This is a genomic window from Actinomadura sp. NPDC048021 (assembly GCF_040653135.1).
In the GTDB taxonomy this organism is placed as follows: Bacteria; Actinomycetota; Actinomycetes; order Streptosporangiales; family Streptosporangiaceae; genus Spirillospora; species Spirillospora verrucosospora.
In genome coordinates this window covers 76,316-97,383 of record NZ_JBEZJQ010000022.1, presented here as the reverse complement: position 1 = coordinate 97,383, position 21,068 = coordinate 76,316, and the positions used below count along the sequence as shown (strand labels likewise).

The following is a 21,068-nucleotide window of genomic DNA, read 5'->3' as shown; positions in this document are numbered from 1 at the left end:
CCGGATCACCGGCGCCACACCCCGGTCTTGCCGCCGGTCTTCTCCTCGACCCGGACCTCGGTTATCACGGCGGCGGGGTCGACGGCCTTCACCATGTCGACCAGCGCGAGCGCGGCGACGGTGACGGAGGTGAGCGCCTCCATCTCCACGCCGGTGCGGTCGGCGGTGCGGGTGACGGCCGTGATCGCGACGCCGTCGTCGTCGACGGCGAGGTCGACGGTGACGCCGTGCAGCGCGATCGGGTGGCACAGCGGGACGAGGTCGGGCACGCGCTTGGCCCCCATGATCCCCGCGATCCGGGCGACGGACAGGGCGTCGCCCTTGGGGATGTCACCGGCGCGCAGGAGGGCGACGCATTCGGGCGACAGTCGGACGAACCCCGTGGCCGTGGCCGTCCGGGACGAGACGTCCTTCGACGACACGTCGACCATGCGGGCCGATCCCTGGTCGTCCAGATGGGTGAACTCGGACCCCATGGCGCTCATGACGGCAACCTCATGACCTCGACGTGCGAACCGGCCGGCATGGCTTCGGCGTCCTCCGGGATCTCGATGAGCGCGTTCGCGGACGACAGGGACCCGAGCTGGTGCGAGCCCTGCACGCCCGCCGCTGTGACGGTGTAGAAGCCCCGAGTGAACGAGAGTCTGCCTCGCAGGAAGTGGCGCAGCCCCGCGGGGGACTTGATGTCCTCGGCGACGACGGCGCTCACTGTGGGAAGCGGTTCTGGGGGCAGCCCTTGCATGACGCGTAGGGCGGGACGGACGAACACCTGGAACGACACGTACGCGCTCACGGGGTTGCCAGGAAGCGTGAAGACCGGAGTGCCTTCCAGGAGGCCGAACCCCTGCGGCTTGCCCGGACGCATCCGCACCTTGTGGAAGTTCACAGTTCCGGTACCGGCGAGGACTTCTTTGACGACGTCCCTGGTGCCCATGGAGACGCCCCCGGTGGTGACGATGGCGTCGGCCCGGACGAGCTGGTCGTGAAGCATCTCCAGGACCTTGGCGGGCTCGTCCTGCACCGTGGCCTGCCGGTAGCCCGTTCCGCCCGCCTCGACCACGGCGGCGGTGAGCATGAAGCTGTTGGACTCCCAGATCTGGCCGGGCGCCAGCGGGCTGCCCGGCTCGCGCAGTTCGTCGCCCGTCGAGACCACCACGATGCGCGGCCTCGGCCGGACGGTCACCCGGGACCGCCCGACCGCCGCGAGCATGCCGATCTGCGGGGCGGCGAGCCGGGTGCCTGCCTCGGCGACGACCTGCCCGGCGAGGACGTCCTCCCCCGCCCGGCGGATGTAGTTGCCCGGCGGCGCGGCGCGCGAGATCCGGACGGTGGCGTTGCCGCCGTCCGTCCACTCGACGGGGATGACGGCGTCGGCGCCGGCCGGCAGCGGGGCGCCCGTCATGATCCGTGCGGTCAGCCCGGGCCGGATCGCCGACAGGCCGGAGTCGCCCGCGACGATGTCGCCGACGACGGGCAGCGCGACGGGGCTCGCCTCGGTGGCCGCCGCGATGTCGGCCGCGACCACGGCGTAGCCGTCCATCGCGGAGTTGTCGAACGGCGGCAGCGGCACCGGCGCGGCGACGGCCTCGGCGAGCACCGTGCCCTGCGCCTCCAGCAGTGCCAGGTCAAGCGGCGGCAGCGGCGCCACGCTGCCGAGGATCTCCGTCAGATGCTCGTCGACCGTTCTCATAGCCACGGCCCCAGTCTGACGCCTCGTCACGAATCCGAGGTGTCGCCCACGCCGTCCTGCGTCCGGACGAATTCCCGCAGCCACGGCAGGAACTCCGGCGCCAGATCCGGACGGTCCGCCGCGAACTGGACGACCGTCCGGAGGTACTCCAGCTTGTTGCCGGTGTCGTAGCGGCGGCCGCGGAACTTGACGCCGTAGACGCCGCCGCCCTGGTCGGCGGGCATGTCGGCGAGGGTGCGCAGCGCGTCGGTCAGCTGGATCTCGCCGCCGCGGCCGGGCGGGGTCTTCTCCAGGACGTCGAACACCGCGGGGTCGCAGACGTAGCGGCCGATGATGATCCAGTTGCTGGGGGCCTCCTCGGCGGCGGGCTTCTCCACGAGGTCGGAGATGCGGACGACGTCGTCCTCGTCCGTCGCCTCGATGGCCGCGCACCCGTACGCCGACACCTGGTCGGGCTCGACCTCCATCAGCGCGATGACGCTGCCGCCGTACTGGCCGCGCACCTCGATCATCCGCTGCAGCAGCTTGTCGCGGGCGTCGATCATGTCGTCGCCGAGCAGCACCGCGAACGGCTCGCGGCCGACGTGCTGGCGGGCGCAGTGCACCGCGTGCCCGAGGCCGCGCGGCTCGCCCTGCCGGACGTAGTGCATGATCGCCAGGTCGCTGGACTCGTGCACGGCCTCCAGGCGCTCGTCGTCGCCCTTGGCGCGCAGCGCCTCCTCCAGCTCGTAGGCTCGGTCGAAGTGGTCCTCGATGGACCGTTTGCTGCGCCCGGTGATCATGAGGACGTCGGACAGCCCGGCGTCGACCGCCTCCTCGACGACATACTGGATCGCCGGTTTGTCGACGATGGGCAGCATTTCCTTGGGAGTCGCCTTGGTCGCGGGCAAGAATCGGGTACCGAGGCCGGCCGCCGGGACGACCGCTTTGAGCACTGGTGCAATGTCGGCCATATACACGACCCTAGCCATCCGCGAGGACCACAGCGTGCACCCCACCGCCACGAAGACCGGCCTCCGGGCCGAACTACTCGCACGACGTGCGGCGATGCCGCCCGAGACGCGCTCCGGCGCGGCGCGCCCGATCCGGGACGCGCTGCTGTCGGTCCCGGAGGTGGAGATGGCCGGGACGATCGCGGCCTACGTCTCCATAGGCGACGAGCCGGACACGCGGAGCCTGCTGTTCGCGCTGTGGAAGCGCGGGACGTACGTGCTCGTCCCCCGGCTGCTCCCGGACGGCGACCTCGACTGGGCGTCCTACGAGGGGCCCGACTCGCTCGTCCCGGGGGCCCGCGGGTGCCTGGAGTCGTCCGAGCCGCCGCGCGGCCCCGGCGCCGTGGCCAGCGCGGACGTCGTGCTGGTGCCCGCGGTGGCGGTCGACCGGTCGGGCGTGCGCCTCGGCCGCGGCGGCGGCTCCTACGACCGGGCGCTCGCGCGCGTGGGCCCGGCGATCCTCACCGCCGCGCTGCTGTACGACGGCGAGCTGGTGGAAAGCGTGCCCGCCGAGCCGCACGACCAGCGCGTCCGGGCCGTGGTGACCCCGGCGCGGGGGCTGGTCCGCCTGGGCTGACCTGCTCGGCGGCGGCGCCCTGCTCGTAGAGTGAGAGGGCCGAGATCGCGGACGGGGGACGCGGTCGGGCACGGCCTGACGGGAGGTAAGAGATGACGGCGCCGTGGCGGATCCTTTCCCTGCCCCCGATCGCGGACGAGATCGTCCGAGGGTTGTTCGCGCCGCTGGGAGACGCCGCCGAGGTGGCGTTCCCGCAGGCCAGAGACCGGGCGGGCCTGCTCGCCGCGCTCGCCGGCGCCGACGTGGTGATCGGCGACTTCACCGGCCGGCTGGCGCTGGACGCCGAGGCCGCGGCGGCGGCGCCGCGGGTGTCGTTCGTCCAGATGCCCGCGGTCGGGACCGACAGCATCGACGTCGCGGCGTGGGCGGCCGCGGGCGTGCCGGTGGCGAACGCGGCGGGCTTCAACGCGCGCGGGGTCGCCGAGTGGGCGGTCGGCGCGGCGTTCGCGCTGTGCCGCAACCTCGCGAGGGGCGACCGGGCCGTCCGCGCGGGCGGATGGCCGCAGATGGAGATGGCGGCGCTCGGCCCGCGCGAGATCCACACGCAGCGGGTCGGCATCGTCGGGTTCGGCGCGATCGGCGCCGAGGCCGCGCGGCTGTTCGCGGCCCTGGGCTGCACGGTGTCGTACTGGACGAGGCGGCGGCGTCCCCAGGCCGCGGCGACGTACCGGGAGCTGGACGAGCTCATGGCGATGTCCGACGTCCTCGTCATCGCCCTGCCGCTGACCGAGGAGACCAAGGGGCTGATCGGCCCGGAGCGTCTCGCCCTGCTCCCGGACAAGGCGCTGCTGGTGAACGTGGCGCGCGGGGGCATCGCGCCGGACGACGCCGTCCTCGCCGCGCTGGAGTCGGGACGTCTGGCCGGGGCGGCCCTGGACGTGTTCGAGCAGGAGCCGCTTCCGCAGGGGCATCCGCTGCGTTCCCGTGAGGACGTCCTGCTCTCGCCGCACGCGGCGGGGGCGTCCGTCCAGTCGCAGCTGAACCTGCTGGGCATGGTGCGCGACAACGTCACCGCGGCCGTTCAGGGACGAGACGTACTGAACGTGGTGAACGGGATCAAACCACAGGTCAACCGGCGATAGCGGCCACGCCGGACACGCCATCCCTCAATCGTAAATATGCGATTCGTCCGCGAATCTGTAGGATTCCTAAACGATCAACTTTGACGACCCCGAAGGGTGGGATGTGCACCTCGACATCTGGCTACTCCTCGGGGCCACGCTCGTACTCAGCGCCATCATCGCGGTCCGGCTGTCGCACCAGGCGGGCCTTCCCACGCTGCTGGCGTACATGGGCCTCGGCCTTCTCATCGGCGAGTCCGGCCCCCTCCACATCCGGTTCGACAACGCGGAACTGGCCGAGACGCTCGGCCTCGCCGCCCTCGTGCTCATCCTCGCCGAGGGCGGAATCACCACCAGCTGGCGGCGCGTGCGGCCCTCGGTGCCGGCCGCGCTCAGCGTCTCCACCCTCGGCACCCTGATCAGCATCGTCGTCGTCGCGCTCGCCGCCATGTGGCTCGTCGGCCTGGAGTGGCGCCCGGCGTTCCTGCTGGCCGCCGTGCTCGCCCCCACCGACGCGGCCGCGGTGTTCTCGGTGCTGCGGCGGCTGCCCCTGCCGTCCCGGCTGACCGGCCTGCTGGAGGCCGAGTCCGGCTTCAACGACGCCCCGGTCGTGATCATCGTGGTCACGCTGAGCGCCCACACCGCCGTCCCCAACATGGCCGAACTGCTCGGCGTCATGGTCTACGAGCTGGTCGCGGGCGGCATCGTCGGCGTCGCCATCGGCTGGCTGGGCGCCCAGGCGCTGCGCCGCGTCGCGCTGCCCGCGTCCGGCCTCTACCCCATCGCCGTGCTGTCGCTTTCCATCGGCTCCTACGGGGCCGCCTCACTGATGCACGCCAGCGGGTTCCTCGCCGTCTACGTCAGCGCCCTCGTCCTCGGGAACGCGCGGCTGCCGCACCGGCCCGCCACGCGGGGCTTCGCCGAGGGCGTCGGCTGGCTCGCCCAGATCGGGCTGTTCGTGATGCTCGGCCTGCTGGCCGATCCCGGCGACCTCCCCGGCCAGATCCTGCCGGCGCTCGTCATCGGCTTCGTCCTGCTGCTGGTGGCCCGTCCCCTGTCGGTCGTGCTCTCCACGATCGGGTTCCGGCTGTCGTGGGGCGAGAAGGTGTTCGCGTCCTGGGCGGGACTGCGGGGCGCCGTCCCGATCGTCCTGGCCACCATCCCGATGGTCGCGGAGGTGGAGCACGCCGACCGGCTCTTCGCGATCGTGTTCAACATCGTCGTCCTGTTCACCCTGCTCCAGGGGCCGACGCTGCCGCTGGCCTCGCGGCTGTGCCGCCTCAGGAGCGACGAGCAGACCCGCGAGCTGGACGTCGAGGCCGCGCCCCTGGAGGAACTGCACGCCGACCTGCTGGAGGTGCGGATCCCCGGCGACTCGCTGATGAGCGGCGTGGAGATCTTCGAGCTGCGGCTGCCGCCCGGCGCGTCCATCACCCTCGTCGTGCGGGACGGCGCGAGCTTCGTGCCCGAGCCCACCACGCCCCTCCAGGCGGGCGACACCCTGCTGGTCGTGACCACCGCCGAGGTGCGCGAGGCCACCGAGCGCAGGCTCCGCGCGGTCAGCCGCAAGGGCAGGCTGGCGGGCTGGTTCGGCGAGAAGGGCCAGTGACCTGGGGCCCCGCGGCGGCGGGGCTCCACGGCGCTCCCTTGGCGCGCGACGCGCCGCCGGGGAACATCCCGGGGGCGAATCCTGTTCCACGCATGGGTACCATTAGCAGTCGTCTAGAGTGAGTGCCAGTCCGGCCAGCGCCGGTCTGAGTCAGCGAGGAGGAACCGTGCCGACGTATCAGTACGTTTGCACCGAGTGCGGCGAGCCTCTAGAGGTCGTGCAGAAGTTCAGCGACGACGCGCTGACCGAGTGCCCGGCGTGCACCGGCAGGCTCCGCAAGGTCTTCTCCGCCGCGGGGATCATCTTCAAGGGCTCGGGCTTCTACCGCACCGACAGCCGCGGCTCCGGCAAGTCGCCCTCCACCGCGGGGGCCTCGTCGAACGGCTCGTCCAGCGGGTCGTCCAACGGCTCCTCCGGCGACTCGGGCGGCTCCTCGGGCGACTCCGCCAAGACGAGTTCGTCCACGTCGTCCTCCGACTCGTCGTCGTCCTCGTCGACCGGCAAGTCGTCGTCCGAAAAGGTCGCCTGACCTCCTAAGCATCTCCGCTCGCACCGGGGGATCCGGCCGGATCCCCCGGTCTTCGCCGTGTCCGGAAGCCGCCGCCTACACCTTCAGAGGTAGGCGGCGGCTTTCCTTTGCGCCGGGCGACGTACCTCAAGTCGGTACTGACGCCGGAGGCGCATCCCCCCGCCCTTCGCGACCATGGAGAAGACAGGGAGCACCCCCGCGACCCCGCGATTCCGGCCCTGCGAGGCCTCCCCGTCGCACGGTTTGACTTAGCTCTTTTTTAGAGAGACTCTTGGGTCGAGAGGCTAGCGGTTCCGCGACGCCTCCGATTTTCGAGTTATTACTTGACTTCTCTCGCTCAACGAGAGACTCTTGCCGCTAACGCGACATATCTTGATTCGCCCGGTGCACACAGGAGAGGAACCATGAGCGCACCTAGCCCGGCACCCCCGAGGCCGCGGACCCACCGCCTGGCCGGACTGATCGCCGGAAGGCGCACCAAATGGGCCGTCCTGGCCCTGTGGGTCGTCCTGCTGGCCGCTCTCGGCCCCCTCGCCGGCAAGCTCGGCGACGTCGAGAAGAACGACGCCGCGTCCTGGCTGCCCGCCGGGGCCGAGTCCACCCGGGTCGTGGAGCTGGAGGACCGGTTCCGCAAGGACGAGACGATGCTCGCCGTCATCGTCTACGAGCGGTCCGGCGGAATCACCGCGGCCGACAAGGCCAAGGCCGAGTCCGACGTCGCCGCGTTCCAGAAGCTGCCCGGAGCGCAGAAGGCGCAGGGGCCGTTCCCGTCCAAGGACGGCAAGGCCCTGCAGACCCTCGTGCCCCTCACGGACGAGGACCTCACCGCCGCCGTCGACCAGGCGCGCGAACTCGCCGAGCGCGGGCCGCCCGGACTGGCCTCGCACGTCACCGGCCCCGCCGGCGGCGGCGCCGACCAGTTCGAGGTCTTCCAGAGCCTGGACGGCTTCCTGCTCATGGCCGCCGGTCTCGTCGTCATCGTCCTGCTGCTGTTCATCTACCGCAGCCCCGTCCTGTGGTTCGTCCCCGTGCTGAGCGCCGTCTTCGCCCTGGGGCTCGCCCAGTCGACCGTCTACCTGCTCGCCAAGTACGCGGACCTCACCGTCAACGGCCAGAGCGCCGGCATCCTCACCGTCCTCGTCTTCGGCGTCGCCACCGACTACGCCTTGCTGCTCGTCGCCCGCTACAGGGAGGAACTGCACCGGCACGAGGACCGGCACGAGGCCATGGCGTACGCCCTGCACCGCGCCGCGCCCGCCGTCATCGCCTCCGCCGCCACCGTGGCCGTCGGCCTGCTGTGCCTGCTGCTCGCCGACATGAACTCCACCGCCGGCATGGGCCCCGTGGCCGCCGCGGGCGTCCTCACCGCGCTCGCCGCCATGACGACCCTCCTGCCCGCCCTCCTGGTGATCTGCGGCCGCTGGCTGTTCTGGCCGCTGATCCCCCGCTACGACGCCAAGTACCTCAAGCCCGAGGCGTACGAGGCCGAGCACGGCGTCTGGAGCCGCGTCGCGGGGATCGTGGGCAAGCGCCCGCGCGCGCTCTGGGCCGTGACCATGCTCGGCCTCATCGTCCTCACGCTCGGGCTGGGCTCGCTCAAGGCGGACGGCCTGTCGGACGCCGGCCAGTTCACCGGCAAGCCCGACTCGGTGAAGGGCTCGGAGGCCGTCGCGCGGCACTACGCCGCCGGGTCGGGCTCCCCCGCCCTCGTGATCGGCAAGGCCCCGGCCTCCGACCGGATCGCCGAGGCCGTGCGCGGGACGCCGGGCGTCGCCGAAGTCGGCGCCCCCGTCACCACGGGCGGCCTGGTCAGGTACGAGGCGACGCTGAAGGACGCCGCCGACAGCCCGGCCGCCCGCGCGACCATCGACCGGCTGCGGACCGCGGTGCACGCCGTCCCGTCCGCGGACGCCAAGGTCGGCGGGACGACCGCGACGTACCTGGACATCAAGCGCGCCTCCACCCGCGACAACAAGGTCATCATCCCGATCGTGCTGGCCGTGGTGCTGCTCATCCTCATCGCATTGCTGCGCGCCGTCGTCGCGCCGCTGCTGATGATGGGCACCGTGGTGCTGTCGTTCCTCGCCTCGCTCGGCGCCTGCGCGGTCGTCTTCGAGCACGTCTTCGGGTTCGAGGGGACCGACTCCGGCTTCCCGCTGCTGGCCTTCATCTTCCTGGTCGCGCTGGGGGTCGACTACAACATCTTCCTGATGCACCGCGTCCGGGAGGAGTCGCAGGCCCTCGGCACGCGGCGCGGCATCCAGCGGGGCCTCACCGTCACCGGCGGTGTGATCACCTCGGCCGGGCTCGTCCTCGCGGCCACGTTCGCGTCCATGGTCACGCTGCCGCTGGTGTTCATGGTCGAGATGGGCTTCGCGGTGGCGTTCGGCGTCCTGCTCGACACCCTCGTCGTCCGGTCGCTGCTGCTGCCCGCCCTGTCCTACGACATCGGGCGCCGGATCTGGACGCCGGGACGGCTCGCCAAGGAGGCGCCCGCCCCCGAGAGCAAGGTCCTGGACCCGGTCGGCTGACGTCCCGGGGAACGCGCAAGGGCCCGGCTTCGGCCGGGCCCTTCGTCGCGCGGCGGCTGAGTTATCCACAATCGGCGGACGGCCTGCCGGGGACGGCGGCCGGGTGGCTAGGGTCGGCGGCATGTCCACTCAGGCTTCCGCGTCCCAGCCCGTCGCCGAGATCGGGGTCATCGGCGGCTCCGGCTTCTACTCGTTCCTCGACGACATCGAGGAGGTGCGGGTCGACACCCCCTACGGCCCGCCCAGCGACCCCATCGCGATCGGCGAGCTGGCGGGCCGCCGCGTCGCCTTCGTCCCCCGGCACGGCCGCGACCACCGCTTCCCCCCGCACAAGATCCCCTACCGGGCCAACCTGTGGGCGCTGCGGTCCCTCGGCGTCCGCCAGGTGCTGGCGCCGTGCGCGGTCGGCTCCCTCACCCCCGACCTCGGGCCCGGCACCCTGGCCGTCCCCGACCAGCTCGCCGACCGGACGTCGGGGCGCGACCAGACCTACTACGAGCACGGCGCCGCCGTCCACGTCTCGTTCTCCGACCCGTACTGCCCGACCGGCCGCCGCGCCGCCGTCGAGTCCGCGCGGGCCTCGGGATGGCCCCCGGTCGACCGCGGCACGCTCGTCGTCATCGAGGGCCCCCGCTTCTCGACCCGGGCCGAGTCCCGGTGGTTCGCCTCGCAGGGGTGGACGCTGATCGGGATGACCGGCCACCCGGAGGCCGTCCTCGCCCGCGAGCTGGCGCTCTGCTACACCTCGCTCTGCCTGGTGACCGACCTCGACGCGGGCATCGAGGAGGGCGAGGGCGTCACGATGGACGAGGTCCTGCGTGTCTTCGGCGAGAACATCGACCGGCTCCGCGGCGTCGTCGCCGACGTCGTCAAGGCGCTGCCCGCCGAGCGCACCTGCGCCTGCGCCACCGCCCTCGACGGCATCAAGCTCCCCCTGGAACTGCCGTGAGCCCCCGCTTATCCCGCCTGCGGCGGCCGCTGGCGGCGCTGTTCGCCGCGGCCGCCGCGGGCCTGGCGCTGCCGGCGCTGCGCCCCGGCCCGCCGGCGTCCGTCCGCGTCCTCGGCGCCGCCCGCGATCTGCCCGCCGGAACGCCCCTCGCCCCGGCCGACCTCCGCCCCCTCGACCTGCCGCCGTCCGCCGTCCCGGCGGGCGCGCTCCGCGCGGGCGGCGCCGGCCGCGTCCTCGCCGGCCCCATGCGCCGCGGCGAACCCCTCACCGACGCCCGCGTCGTCGGCGCCGGGCTCCTGCGCGGCTACGGCCCCGGCACGGTCGCCGCACCGGTCCGCCTGGCCGACGCGGGCGCCGCCCGCCTCGTCCGCCCCGGCGACCGCGTGGACGTCCTGACCGTCCCGTCCGAGGGCGCCCCCGCGAACGGCCCGCGCCCCCGCTGGCCCGCCGCCCGCGTGGTGGTGTCAGAAGTGCCGGTCATAGCGATCCCGCCCCCGGACGAGAACGGCCCCGAGGAGGGCGCCCTGGTCGTCCTGGCGACCGACCGCCCCCAGGCCGTCGCCCTGGCCGGCGCCGCCGGCCCCCTCGCCCTGACGATCACCGCCCCCTGACCCCGCGCAGGTGAGAGGGGTCGACTTGGCGAATCAGGCATGACTTCATTACGATCCGTAGCCGTTTCACGCGCCCCGCCAGCCGGGGGCGCGACCCCCACAACCCCTGGAGCCGACATGAGCGGATTCAAGAAGTTCCTCTTCCGCGGGAACCTTGTCGAACTCGCGGTGGCGTTCGTCGTCGGAGCGGCGTTCGCCGGGCTCGTGAAGGACTTCGCGAACTCCTTCATCACCCCGCTGATCGCCCTTCTCGGCGGCAAGCCCGACTACACGCGCCTGGCCGTCAGCATCGACGGCACCACGTTCCCCTACGGGGTCTTCGTGACATCGGCGATCGCGTTCTTCATCACGGCCCTGATCGTCTACTTCCTGGTCGTGCTCCCGACGACCAAGCTGATCGAGCGGATGGACCGCGGCAAGGAGGCCACCGAGCGCGAGTGCCCGCAGTGCCTCAGCGACATCCCGGTGAAGGCGCGCCGCTGCCGCTACTGCACGGCGGAGGTCGTCCCCGCCGACGAGGTGCCGTCCCCCCGCTGACGCCGGGCGGCCCGGCTCATCCGTTCTCCGTCCCGAACTCCCAGTGCCAGGGCTCGAACGGGTTGCTGTAGGCCCAGGCCGGGTGGATCCATCCGTACTTCCCGGCGTGGGCCTCCATCCAGTTGAACTGGACGGAACCCGAGCTCTGCACACCACCGCACAGGTCGAGCGCCTGCCCCTTGCCGTGGTTGCTCGTCCCGGGAACGGCCGCGAAGCCGGGCCGCTGCGCGTAGACACGGTGCTGGTCCGCCAGGCTGCGGTAGGCGTCCGTCACGCACATGTCGCGCCCGAAACTGCGCTTGTACGCCTCGTTCAGCTTGTAGAAGGCGAGCGCCGCGTCCGCCCGCAGCATGTGCCCGTTCTTCTGCGGCAGAGGGCACAGGTACTTCGACGGGATGAGCCCGTTGGGGAACTTCCTCGCATCCCTCGCCAGGGACTTGTCGCACCCGAGTTCGAGCCGCTTCTGCCGCGTCACCGCCAGCTTGTCGAGCATCGCGTTGAGCTGCTTGGTCAACTGCGCCGACCGGTTCTTCAACCCCTCCACCTCCTGCTGGAGGCGGGTCTGCTCGACCGCGTTGCGCGACTGCAGCTCCTGCGCCGTGGAGGCGAGCCGCTGCCGCCGGTCCTGCAGCTCGTCGGCACGGTCCACGAGCGCCTGCTGCGACCTCGCCATGAGCGTCACGTCCGCCGTCGAGCGCAGCGCCGTGCTCGGATCACCGCCCCCGAAGATCGCCATGGAACCGGCCGCGCCGCTCTGCTGGTAGGAGGTGTTCGCGAGCCGGGCCAGCGGCTCGCGTATCCGGTTCAGCTCGGCCTCGGCCCCGGCGAGGTCCTTCAGCGTGGCGCGCAGCTTCACCTGGGACCCGGCAAGGTCCTTCTTCCGGGTCTCCATCTGCTTCGTGGCCTTCTCTAGCTCGGTGCGCGCCTTCGTCGCCTCGCGGCGCAGCGACTCGAGCGAGTCGGCCCCCGCGGCCGCGTTCGCGGCGCCGTGCGGTGAGAGCGTCGCCATCACCAGGAAGACCGCGGTCAGCGCCGCCGACCGGGGGTTCGGCACGGTGGTTTTCCTCCTGATGCCCAAAAGCGGAACAGCGCCAGAACGCTACTACAGGATCTACGATGACCTGTCCGTAATCGGTTCAGCGACTTCGGTGATGTTCGCACCACCGGCGCATCCACCAGACGTCCTCCCAGCCGGCAGGGCACGGCCGCCGCCCACGCGCGGACGGGGAGGGGGTGGGCGCGGGCGCGGGGCTCGCCCTCCGCGGCGTCACCGCCGGCCTGGGCGCCCGCCTCGGCGGCTTGGTCGCCACCTGCGGCTCCGTCTCCGGCGGCACGTACGTCCCGAACGTCGGCTCGCCCTCAGGCGCCGGCGCCACGCTCCGCGCGGGCCCGCCCGCCGACTCCGGCCTCTCCCGCGCGGGCTCGTCCCGCAGCCCGAACGCGATCGCCGACGCCACCAGCACGGGCACCGCGAATGCCGCGGCGACGACCGTGATCCGCCTACCGCGCGGCGACTCCTCGCCCGCCGATTCCCGGGCGTCCAGGTCCTTCGGCTGCCCTCGATGCCGTCCCGTCACGGAACGGAAGCGTACCCACACCGCCCCCGCGCGGCCTAGGGTCCGGCGCATAACAGGGAGCGCCCACCACTCCCCTTCCCCTACCCTGTAGGTGCCGTCCGCTACGCTCTACCGCGAGCGACGACACGCCTCCGTAGCTCAGGGGATAGAGCACCGCTCTCCTAAAGCGGGTGCCGCAGGTTCGAATCCTGCCGGAGGCGCTCTCCTGACCAGCAAGAACAAGCCTCTGACCAGCATCAACGCCGGTCAGAGGCTTCACCCAATGTGCGGTTGTGTGCGGCCGCGTACGCCCCTATGCGGCTGACTGTTCCCAGTGCGTTCCCACGGGCCCAGACGACGAAGCCTCCTGCGACGGAAGTAAGAGGCGTGCGGCCACACCTCCCACTCCCGCGGTCGCCGGTACTCGCCGACACCTGTCCTACGGAACAAGATTGACCGCCCTTCCAAAGAGGGTGCGGCCGTGATGATCTCGTGATACGCTTAGACTTGTCCAAAGAAAGGAGGTGATGGACGTCATGCGATTACTTCATATAGCTTATGAAATTTCATTCGTCATTTACGTTCTGATGATAATTTTCTAATTCACTATTTTGATATTTCGTTAATATTGTTGATGTCGGAATTTATTTCCTAGATGATAAATATCAGTTGAATCTTAGGTAACGAAAAGATGCTCCCGCCTCCCGTAGGCGGAGGCGGGAGCATCTGGCGACAGGCGCCCTTCTGTCTCAGTCCAGACGAAGAGCGTCAGAGATACGGCGTCTCGCCGCTTCGTCCTGCCCGACGATGCATTTGGCGTAGACCCTCAAGAGTACTTCGACGCTGTGGCCTGCCCACTCAGCGACCTGAGGAGCGGGAACCCCGGCGTTGAGCCAGGTTGAAACACATGCATGCCTGAGATCGTACGGGCGTGCGGCCAGCGGCGAAGCCAACTCGCTCGCGGTAAGAGCTCGTTTGCGGGCAGCCCTCCAGGCGCGCCGGTAAGTGATACTGGGCAGCTCGCCACCGCGGACGCCATAGAACAGCCTGCCGTCGAGCCCCTCCGTGAACTCGGTGAGATGAACGCGCAGGATGCTAACCAGTGCGGGCGGACAGGGCACTGTGCGAGTGTGGCCGTTGGCGCGATGTTTTAGGGCTCGTTCCTCGTAAAGAGAGCCATCGTCCGTCCATGCCCGGCCAGCGTAGGGAGCTGCTTTGCCGAGGTGGAGTTCTCCCCACTCTTCAGCTGGCTCCTCCGATTCTTCGTCCTCCTGGTTCCAGTCGAGATCGGGCAGCGTTACGTTATTTGCCCGAATGTTGTTCGCTTCCTCGGGACGGAGCGCGGCGTAGTACATGAGGCCGAAGAACGCCACGAGTCGTCTTCCGCTGGGTTCCTGTTCAGCGATTGCAGCCAGCAGGGCGCGGGCTTGGGCGTGGTTGACTACGCTACGCCGGTCGACCTCGGCTGTGCTGAGAATCTTTGGCCACTTGAGCGTTCGGATCGGATTCTCTGCTAGGAGGTTCATTTCGACTGCGTAGTCCATGGCATTGGACAGCAGCATTCGATGCTTCCTCACTGTGCTGGCTGCGGCCCTCTTTCCGTTCAAGAGCGAGGTTCCGGAGTCGACCAGCGCGCGGACATTTGCGGGCTCGGCCAGCGCCGAGACGGGCTTTGTGTTCTGGGCGAGCCATCGGAGAGCGCAGGCGACGTGTTCCGGGGCGTTGTCCCTGTCTTTGCTGTTGAAGCCCCATCGATGCATGGCGGACCGCAACTCGCGATCAGTGGGCTTCCCGCGTTCGCTGGCGAACATGGCCGGGGTCGCGGCGGTTAGAGCGCGGGCGATGTCTTGCCGGTACTTCGCCGCGGCACCCTTCCATTTCATATCGACGTACGTGCATGCGAAGTCGTACCAGCTCATTTCTGAGCTGGCGGCCCGGCTCCAGGAAACGGGTTCGCCGGTAGTGAGGCTGAACGCCTCGCCGTTGCGCGCGGCGGTCACGAGAGCGCTCCGATAGGCGTCCGCTTGCGCTTCTCGTTTAAAGGACCGCTTCCACGGCGCCTTGTTGGCCGTCTTCCAAAGCACCCGGTAGGACGTGGCTTCGCCGGCCTTGTTCCGCCGTACTTCGGTCTTGAAGACGCGCACACTGTAGGTCATTTGCTCCATCAGGCGGCGTCCTCTCGCTCGGCGAGCCAGCGGTCGAGCTCGCTGCGGCGGACGAGAAGAGCACCGTTGGGCAGGGGGATGCAGCGGGGCGCCCGCCCCTTGGCACGCCATTCGTAGAAGGTGCGTCGACTGATTCGCAGTTCGGTACAGATTTCCCGAACAGTGAGCTTTTCATCGGTACGGGTAACTGTGCTCATCATGCGACCTCATTTTGATGGATGATCGGTCGGACAGTCAGTGGGTTTCCAGCGGCGTGCTTGGTGGCTATGCGCCGGTCCCACAAAGGTCGGGGTGCACGAGGTAGGTGGGTGAGGGGCGGCGGCCGGGGCCAGTGCGTTCGGGGGCGGGTAGGCGGCGGATCCAGCCGTGTTGTTCCAGGAGGTCTAGGGGTGTCTCCAGGTCGGCGACTTTGGGGAACTTGGTGCGGGGCAGTTTGCTGAACAGTTGGCGGACGGTGAATCGTTCGGGCTTGGTGCGTTCGATCCAGGCGTGAATGTCGCGGGCGGCGTGCTGGTCGGGGTCGCTGCCCATGGCGTCGAATGTGGCGACGGCGTGGGCGGTGAAGTACTCCCCCAGTCGGATGGCGGCGCGCATGGTGTCGGCCTCGATCGGGGTCCGCCATCCGTCGTCAACGTGCGCGGCGAGGTGGAGGAGTCCAGCGATGCGGGCGACGGCGCCGACGTATTTGCCGGCCCAGTCGCCGAGGTGGCCGAGGTCGCCGGTCTCAGGGTGCAGCCGGGGTTCGGTGCGGGTTTCGAGGGCGAGGAATTCGGCGTGGGCGTCCGGGGTGAGTTGCAGCCGGGCGGGGTCGTCCCAGTCGTACAAGGCGTTAACGAGGTTCTGCAGCTGGGTGTCGTAGCGGGAGACGACCTCGGCGGACGGGGCGGGCGGGTTGATGCGGCGGCGGCCGATGTTGCTTTCTGGGAGGGCGTACAGCAGCCGTCCGAGCAGGCCCTTGCCGCGGAATCCCGGCATCTTGGCGATGTCGGTGATGACCTCGGGCTGGATGGCTAGTCCGAGGGTGAGGGCGGCGTGTTCGACGTGTTCGGTCGGGCGGCCTTGCCGGTCGACTCGCAGCATGTCGCCGGCGTGGCCTTTGAGGAACACCTCCATGTTGGGGGTCGAGGAGTAGCGGCCGGCGACGGTGGCGAAGATGCCGCCCTCGGCGGACAGCACGGCCAGCCGGCCGCCCTGTTCGGCCAGCAGGGACGCGGCCTTTTCCGGGGTGATGTCGTCGGCGACGAGGCGCGGCAGGACCGGCACCTTGATGGCCTCTACCGCCATGGCGGCGTCGGTGGCGTCGGCGAGCTTGTCCGGGTCGCCGCCGGGCGTGCCCGATCCGGCGGCGACGCCGGCGGCCTTCTCCGCAGCGGCCTTGGCCACGCGTCGCGCCAGCTCAGCTTCAACGATCCGGGGTTGGGTGCGTTCGGCCAGGTGGCGTTCGGCGTTGAGTAGGGGTTGGGTCATGGCGCGAAAGACAGCGGATTTGCGGGATCCGGGCGGCATCGCCACCACGGTGAAGATGTTCACCGGCTCGACCCAGGTGCCGCGGACGTTGACGATGGCGCGGCCACCGGCGGCGGTCGACAGCGCGGCCAGCGCGAGGCAGCCGGCGAGGTCGATGGGGGTTTGGGTGAACTCGGCGACCGCGGTCGCCTGTGCACCGACCCAGTCGGGAAGCGTGTCGGCGGGGAAGGTGGGCAGGCGTTGCCGGGCGCCGAGGGGCACGGGTGCCTCCCACTCGGGCGTGGAGGGCTGGCCGTGGAGTTCGGCCAGCCGGGCGCCGGCGCCCGCGGCGGCGAGGATGCTGTCAGCGGCGGTCACGCGGCCCTCCCGCGGGGTGTGTGGGCGCCGGCGCGCATCCCGCTGGCAATGGTCGCCTCGCACTCGTGCGCGGTCAGTCCGACCGTGAGTCCCGCGGCGGTCAGGCAGTCGACCACAAGCGTGGAGGGCAGCATCCCGCCGGCGGCGAGCTGGCCGAGGGCGAACGCGGCGGCGTTGAGTGTGTGGTTGCGGGCACCGGGGCGGGAGTCGAGGACGTGTTGCACCTCGGCGCGCAGAGCGGCGCCGACGTATCCGGCGGCGTGCCGGTGGTCGAGGTCGGGCATCTTCGGCACCGGCGCGGCAGGGCGGTCGGGCACGGTGAGCACGTCGGCCAGCCATCCGGGCAATGGCGCCGGCGCCGTGTCGTACACCGTCACGTAGGCGCCGCCGGCGGCGAGGGTGCTGCCCGCGGCCACCACGTAGCCACCGTGCGCGCGGGTGTCGACCAGCCATCCCAACCGGCCGGCGGTGTTGCGCAGCCGGACGCCGGGCGGGGCGGTGAAGTACAGATGCATCCCGCCGGACGCCGTACGCACGGTGTGCGTCTCCCATGGGAAGGGCTGGCCGTGCCGCTCGCAGAGCGCGGCGAGCACGTCGGCGCCGTCGTTGATCCCTGGCATGTCCCAATCGGGCGGCGGGGTCTCGCCGGGCTTGGGCTGGTCGAGGTCGACCACGACCAGATTCGACGGGCCGCACGCAATCCCGATGTTGTAGGGGGCGTGGTGCCAGCACTGCCAGATGCGTGCGCGGTCGGTCGAGGTGGCGCGGCCTTCCCAGTCGTTGCGGAGCGCGGGCCGCTTATCGCCGGCCCGCAGCGGGAACACTCGCCAGCCGCGGCCAGCGTGGGCGAGCGCAGTCACCATCAGTCCAGGTGCGTCGGTCATGCGGCCTCTCCTGTCTGAAGTGGGAGCGGGTTGAACAGGGTGGTTTGGTGACCGCGGGCGGCGAGGCTTCCCAGTAGACGGGTGCGCCACTGGGTGGCGTAGGTGAGGCAGTTGGCGCAGTTCTTGTGCCCTTGGCAGCCGAGCAGGGGCGGGAGTCGGCGGGCGTTGTAGCTCCATGCCATGGAGTCGGCGGATGCGAGGTGCTGGCCGTAGCGCTGCAACCCGCCGGTCTTGACGCCGAACCCGTGGATCTTGAGGCCGAGTCCGGCGAGCGTGGCCACGATGTGGCCGATCTCGCCGGTCGACTGGCGGCGGCACACCGACCCGAGCCCAACCCGCGGCAGCGCGGCCAGGTCCACGCCGGCGGCGGCGTACAGCTCGACGCACCGCAGGTAGTCCGGCAGCGTCCAGCCCTGCACGACCGGCAGCCACGGCAGCGCCGGCGCGAGCGCCCGCAGGTCGAGGTAGTTCGCCACGGTGCGTTCCTGATGCTCGCGGACGCTCAGGCCGGTCCGCTCGATCATGAACGGCTCGCACATCCAGTCCTGTTGCGACAGGAAGTCGGGCACGCCGAGGTGCTCTGCGTAGCGGGCGGCGGCCTCGGCGTACTGGCTGGGCGTGATGGTCCATCGGCCGTTGAGCGACAGTTCGGTGAATCCGCCCGAGTCCAGCGCCCACCGGCACACCGCGCGACGCAACCGGGCCTTGCGTGCGAGCTGGCGGTGGGAGACAAACAGGGGGAATCGCACGTTCCACAGCCAAATGCGGCTGGTGAGCACCGAGATAGAACAGTGTGGCCGGGTTGGGCGGTGGCAGGACGCCCGGCGCCGCGTGCGTCATGATGGTTCTACCTCCTTCTAGGGACCTCGTTGAGGTCCGTGATCGGTCGGAGGGGCGGCCCTCGGCGGCGTGCTTGGTGGCTTGTGCGCCGGGGGCCGCTTTGCGCCCTCCTGATGAGCTGGCTGACTATTTGCGGTTGCGGTCGATGTTCTTGAGGTGGGTCCAGATACGGCGGCCGGCGCGTAGTTGCGCACCGCGGCCTCCGCAGCGGTTGCAGTAGCGCCAGGCGCGGCCGGACGGGGAGCGGAACCGGCCGGCGCCGTCGCATTTGCGGCACGCCCGATACGGCCAGATCACGCAGTGGAGCAGGTAGCCGACGGCGGCGAGGATGGCGAGCAGCAGCCACATGCCGGACGGGTTGGCGGTGTGGGTAGCAGCGGCGGTCAGCAGGGGCACGACAGCCCTCCTAGGGCACTGTGCTGCGGGTTTAGGGCGTGCGGGGTCTACGCGCTACGGCGCTGGTCATGATCGGTTTGAGGGTCTACAAGGGGGGTCTACGGGTAGCGGGGTGACCGGCTACCCGTAGACCGGGTTCGGCGGCGCCGGCGGGCGGTCAGCGGCCGGGGTCGGCGGCGTTGTCGAGGGCGTCGAGGATGTGTGCGCGGACGATGCCGCGGCTGTTCTCACGCTCGCCGTTTGGTGCTGTCCGATTCACTTGGACGGTGCGGATGCCGTGCGGCTTGAGCGCGGCGGCCAGCGTGGTGGCCTTGGCGGTCTTGTGTTCGGCGTCGCTGGCGCCCTCGGGCCGGGCGGCCCACGGGCCGTACGCCGCAGGACGCAGCTCGGCGAGGCGATCCACGATGACGTGGGACCAGATCTTGTCTTCGGCGTCGGTCGTGACACTGGCGATGTCGGTCAGCAGAGTGGCGCCGTCGTCAGTGGTGTCGGCGGTGTCGAGGTCGACGCCGGCGGCGTAGCCGGTCAGGTAGCCGGTCGCGGTGCGCATCGCGCGGGCGCGAAGCGCGATGGTCTCGGCGGCGGGCGCGTCGATGTACATCGACCGGACGATGCGGGCGGCGTCGCCCTCGCCGCGTAGGTAGCAGATGCCCTTGTCGTTGAGGCTGAACATGGTGGCCTTCAACCCCGTCTTGTGCGCCGAGGTGCCCAGGATCAGGTCGTTGGCGGTGTGGTCCATGACCTTCAGGCAGATCCGCATGCCAGCGACGCCGGAGATGGGGGTGGGGATGGCGGCCTTGTCGGGCCGCTGGGTGGCCAGGATCAGCACGATGCCGGTCGCCGGGCCGCGCTTGGCCAGGTCGGTGCAGATCTCCTCGAACTCGGCGCCGTGCTTCTTGTGCTCGAACCACACTTGGCACTCGTCCACCGCGATGACGATCGGGTGCAGCCCAAGTGACTTGTCCGACGCCAGTTCGGTGGTGACCTTGTTTTCCGGGCAGCGGTCCTTGGGCAGCTCCCGAATGACCTTGGTGCGGCGCCGCATCTCCTTGCGCAACCCGCGCATGTCGGTCAGCGCATAGGTGATGTCTTCGTCGTCGTCGCCGGCGCGGTAGGCGTGCGCCACCGGTTCCAGGGCCGACAGGTCGCCGGTGCCCTTCAGGTCGTACAGGTGCAGTTCGGCGCGTACGTCAAGGGCGGCGATCAGGGCCAGCAGCCGGAGGATGAACGTCTTGCCCATGCGCGGGATCGCGCCAATGATCACCGAAACGAACATCAGGGTGACGTCCATGAACCGGCCGCGCTGGTCGGTGCCGAACGGGGCGGGGGCGAACAGGTCGACCTTGCCGGCTTTGGCCAGCGGCCACGCGGGTTGCTTGGCCTTGGCCATGGGTCGGTCACCGACCCACAGCACCAGGCGGCCGGCGTGCTCTTCCTCCTCGCCGGCTTCCGGCCACACGCACCCGATCGGGCGCCGCAGCCCAGACGCCAGTTCCTTGCGCTTCTCCATGATGGCGTCGGCGGTGACGCCGTGCGGAAGGTCGATGTCGGAGCGCCAGCCGGGGCCGTCGCGGGTGATCGGCGCCGGGAAAGCGATGCCCTCGCCACCCTTGCCGATCGCGCGGTTGATCTCGGCGATGCCCAGCGACGCCAGCGCCCGCACGACCACCTCGCTCGTGAGCTTGGGGGCCTTGTTCGCTGTCACCGCGGTGTCGAGGATGCGCTTGTCCTTGGGGGTACCGATCCACCCCAGCACCGCCACCAGCGCGGCCAGCACCACGGTTTGCGTCAGCCCACCGGCGGCCGATACCGCGGCGGCGGCCAACCCCGTACCGGCCAAACCAGCGCCGGTGACGAACAGCCGGGACCGGACGCGGTCGTTGCGCTCGCTCATCAACTTCAGGAACATCTCGTCCTTGTTGCGGTCGATGGCGTGCGTGCGCAGCGGGCGCGACTCAATGTCGTAGGTCCACCGCCACGTGCCCGCCGCCACTCGGTACAGCCCACGCGGCGACCGCAGCGCCAGCCGCAGCGAGTACAGCGGGATCCGGGCGGCGTGGTAGCTGGTGATGTGACCGGCGTACCCGACCGCCCACCGGATCGTCGCCTCAGCCTCGCCACGGTCACGCAGCCACGGCGCGATGATCGGGCGACGCTTGGCGCTCTCGCCGGCCAGCCGGCGGGCGCGCGCGTCCGGGCGGTAGGTGTCCGAACTGTCGACAAGCACGCGGCCCTCGATCGCCTCGCCGTCGTCCCCGTCCCCGTCGCCGGGGTCGCCGAACGGCATGGGGCGCGGCGGGTCGGTCGGCGGGACACC

20 protein-coding genes and 1 tRNA gene are annotated in these 21,068 nt (G+C 70.6%); 9 read left to right on the top strand and 12 right to left on the bottom strand.

Features of this window, described 5'->3' with window-relative positions:
• Nucleotides 1-5: 5 nt before the first annotated feature.
• From moaC to galU, 3 genes are read right to left on the bottom strand one after another with little or no spacing between them, the layout of a single operon-like run.
• Nucleotides 6-476: a cyclic pyranopterin monophosphate synthase MoaC gene (gene moaC, locus AB0C87_RS30835; RefSeq protein WP_345173610.1), complete on the bottom strand. Its 471-nt coding sequence runs from the start codon at nt 474-476 to the stop codon at nt 6-8.
• Between the two features lie 5 nt (nt 477-481).
• Nucleotides 482-1,690, bottom strand: a complete 1,209-nt coding sequence (glp, locus tag AB0C87_RS30830) for a gephyrin-like molybdotransferase Glp (protein ID WP_360580788.1) — start codon at nt 1,688-1,690, stop codon at nt 482-484.
• 26 nt (nt 1,691-1,716) lie between these two features.
• The gene (gene galU / locus AB0C87_RS30825) at nt 1,717-2,643 is read right to left on the bottom strand and encodes a UTP--glucose-1-phosphate uridylyltransferase GalU (RefSeq protein ID WP_345173397.1); all 927 of its coding nucleotides are present in this window, start codon (nt 2,641-2,643) and stop codon (nt 1,717-1,719) included.
• Nucleotides 2,644-2,677: 34 nt separating this feature from the next.
• Between galU and AB0C87_RS30820 the strand changes: the two genes are divergently transcribed.
• From AB0C87_RS30820 to AB0C87_RS30785, 8 genes are all read left to right on the top strand, one after another.
• The gene (locus tag AB0C87_RS30820; RefSeq protein ID WP_345173396.1) at nt 2,678-3,259 is read left to right on the top strand and encodes a 5-formyltetrahydrofolate cyclo-ligase; all 582 of its coding nucleotides are present in this window, start codon (nt 2,678-2,680) and stop codon (nt 3,257-3,259) included.
• Between the two features lie 92 nt (nt 3,260-3,351).
• Entirely contained in the window at nt 3,352-4,341 is a 990-nt protein-coding gene (locus AB0C87_RS30815; protein WP_360580749.1) for an NAD(P)-dependent oxidoreductase, read from the top strand.
• 103 nt (nt 4,342-4,444) lie between these two features.
• A complete protein-coding gene (locus AB0C87_RS30810) occupies nt 4,445-5,929 on the top strand; it encodes a potassium/proton antiporter (protein WP_345173392.1) in 1,485 nt (494 codons plus the stop codon).
• Nucleotides 5,930-6,095: 166 nt separating this feature from the next.
• A complete protein-coding gene (locus AB0C87_RS30805) occupies nt 6,096-6,458 on the top strand; it encodes an FmdB family zinc ribbon protein (RefSeq protein WP_345173390.1) in 363 nt (120 codons plus the stop codon).
• 404 nt (nt 6,459-6,862) lie between these two features.
• Nucleotides 6,863-8,989, top strand: coding sequence for an MMPL family transporter (locus tag AB0C87_RS30800; protein WP_353833957.1), 2,127 nt, complete (start codon nt 6,863-6,865; stop codon nt 8,987-8,989).
• A gap of 121 nt (nt 8,990-9,110) precedes the next feature.
• Nucleotides 9,111-9,938 (top strand): S-methyl-5'-thioadenosine phosphorylase, encoded by an 828-nt coding sequence (locus tag AB0C87_RS30795; RefSeq protein ID WP_345173388.1) that lies wholly within the window; start codon nt 9,111-9,113, stop codon nt 9,936-9,938.
• Nucleotides 9,935-10,549: a Flp pilus assembly protein CpaB gene (cpaB, locus tag AB0C87_RS30790; RefSeq protein ID WP_360580747.1), complete on the top strand. Its 615-nt coding sequence runs from the start codon at nt 9,935-9,937 to the stop codon at nt 10,547-10,549. The genes AB0C87_RS30795 and cpaB overlap by 4 nt, the downstream gene beginning before the upstream one ends.
• 117 nt (nt 10,550-10,666) lie before the next feature.
• Entirely contained in the window at nt 10,667-11,086 is a 420-nt protein-coding gene (locus AB0C87_RS30785) for an MscL family protein (RefSeq protein ID WP_345173384.1), read from the top strand.
• 16 nt (nt 11,087-11,102) lie between these two features.
• Here the strand turns inward: AB0C87_RS30785 and AB0C87_RS30780 are convergent, their stop codons facing one another.
• Nucleotides 11,103-12,140, bottom strand: coding sequence for a D-alanyl-D-alanine carboxypeptidase family protein (locus AB0C87_RS30780; protein WP_345173383.1), 1,038 nt, complete (start codon nt 12,138-12,140; stop codon nt 11,103-11,105).
• Between the two features lie 82 nt (nt 12,141-12,222).
• The gene (locus AB0C87_RS30775; RefSeq protein WP_345173381.1) at nt 12,223-12,663 is read right to left on the bottom strand and encodes a hypothetical protein; all 441 of its coding nucleotides are present in this window, start codon (nt 12,661-12,663) and stop codon (nt 12,223-12,225) included.
• A 127-nt stretch (nt 12,664-12,790) separates the two neighbouring features.
• On the opposite strand from AB0C87_RS30775, the gene AB0C87_RS30770 reads away from it, so the two are divergent.
• Nucleotides 12,791-12,863: transfer RNA gene (locus AB0C87_RS30770), tRNA-Arg, on the top strand.
• A gap of 528 nt (nt 12,864-13,391) precedes the next feature.
• Here AB0C87_RS30770 and AB0C87_RS30765 read toward each other — a convergent pair.
• From AB0C87_RS30765 to AB0C87_RS30735, 7 genes are all read right to left on the bottom strand, one after another.
• Nucleotides 13,392-14,807 (bottom strand): tyrosine-type recombinase/integrase, encoded by a 1,416-nt coding sequence (locus tag AB0C87_RS30765; protein ID WP_360580745.1) that lies wholly within the window; start codon nt 14,805-14,807, stop codon nt 13,392-13,394.
• Nucleotides 14,807-15,007 (bottom strand): helix-turn-helix domain-containing protein, encoded by a 201-nt coding sequence (locus tag AB0C87_RS30760; protein ID WP_360580743.1) that lies wholly within the window; start codon nt 15,005-15,007, stop codon nt 14,807-14,809. Before AB0C87_RS30760 ends, AB0C87_RS30765 begins: the two co-directional genes overlap by 1 nt.
• Nucleotides 15,008-15,071: 64 nt before the next feature.
• The gene (locus tag AB0C87_RS30755; protein ID WP_360580741.1) at nt 15,072-16,535 is read right to left on the bottom strand and encodes a YfjI family protein; all 1,464 of its coding nucleotides are present in this window, start codon (nt 16,533-16,535) and stop codon (nt 15,072-15,074) included.
• A 92-nt stretch (nt 16,536-16,627) separates the two neighbouring features.
• Nucleotides 16,628-17,515, bottom strand: a complete 888-nt coding sequence (locus AB0C87_RS30750) for a bifunctional DNA primase/polymerase (RefSeq protein ID WP_360580739.1) — start codon at nt 17,513-17,515, stop codon at nt 16,628-16,630.
• On the bottom strand, nt 17,512-18,264 hold the full coding sequence (locus tag AB0C87_RS30745) for a hypothetical protein (RefSeq protein ID WP_360580737.1): 753 nt from the start codon (nt 18,262-18,264) through the stop codon (nt 17,512-17,514). Before AB0C87_RS30745 ends, AB0C87_RS30750 begins: the two co-directional genes overlap by 4 nt.
• 217 nt (nt 18,265-18,481) lie before the next feature.
• Nucleotides 18,482-18,751, bottom strand: coding sequence for a hypothetical protein (locus tag AB0C87_RS30740; RefSeq protein WP_360580735.1), 270 nt, complete (start codon nt 18,749-18,751; stop codon nt 18,482-18,484).
• Nucleotides 18,752-18,908: 157 nt separating this feature from the next.
• A complete protein-coding gene (locus tag AB0C87_RS30735; RefSeq protein WP_360580733.1) occupies nt 18,909-21,038 on the bottom strand; it encodes a cell division protein FtsK in 2,130 nt (709 codons plus the stop codon).
• Nucleotides 21,039-21,068: the final 30 nt, after the last annotated feature.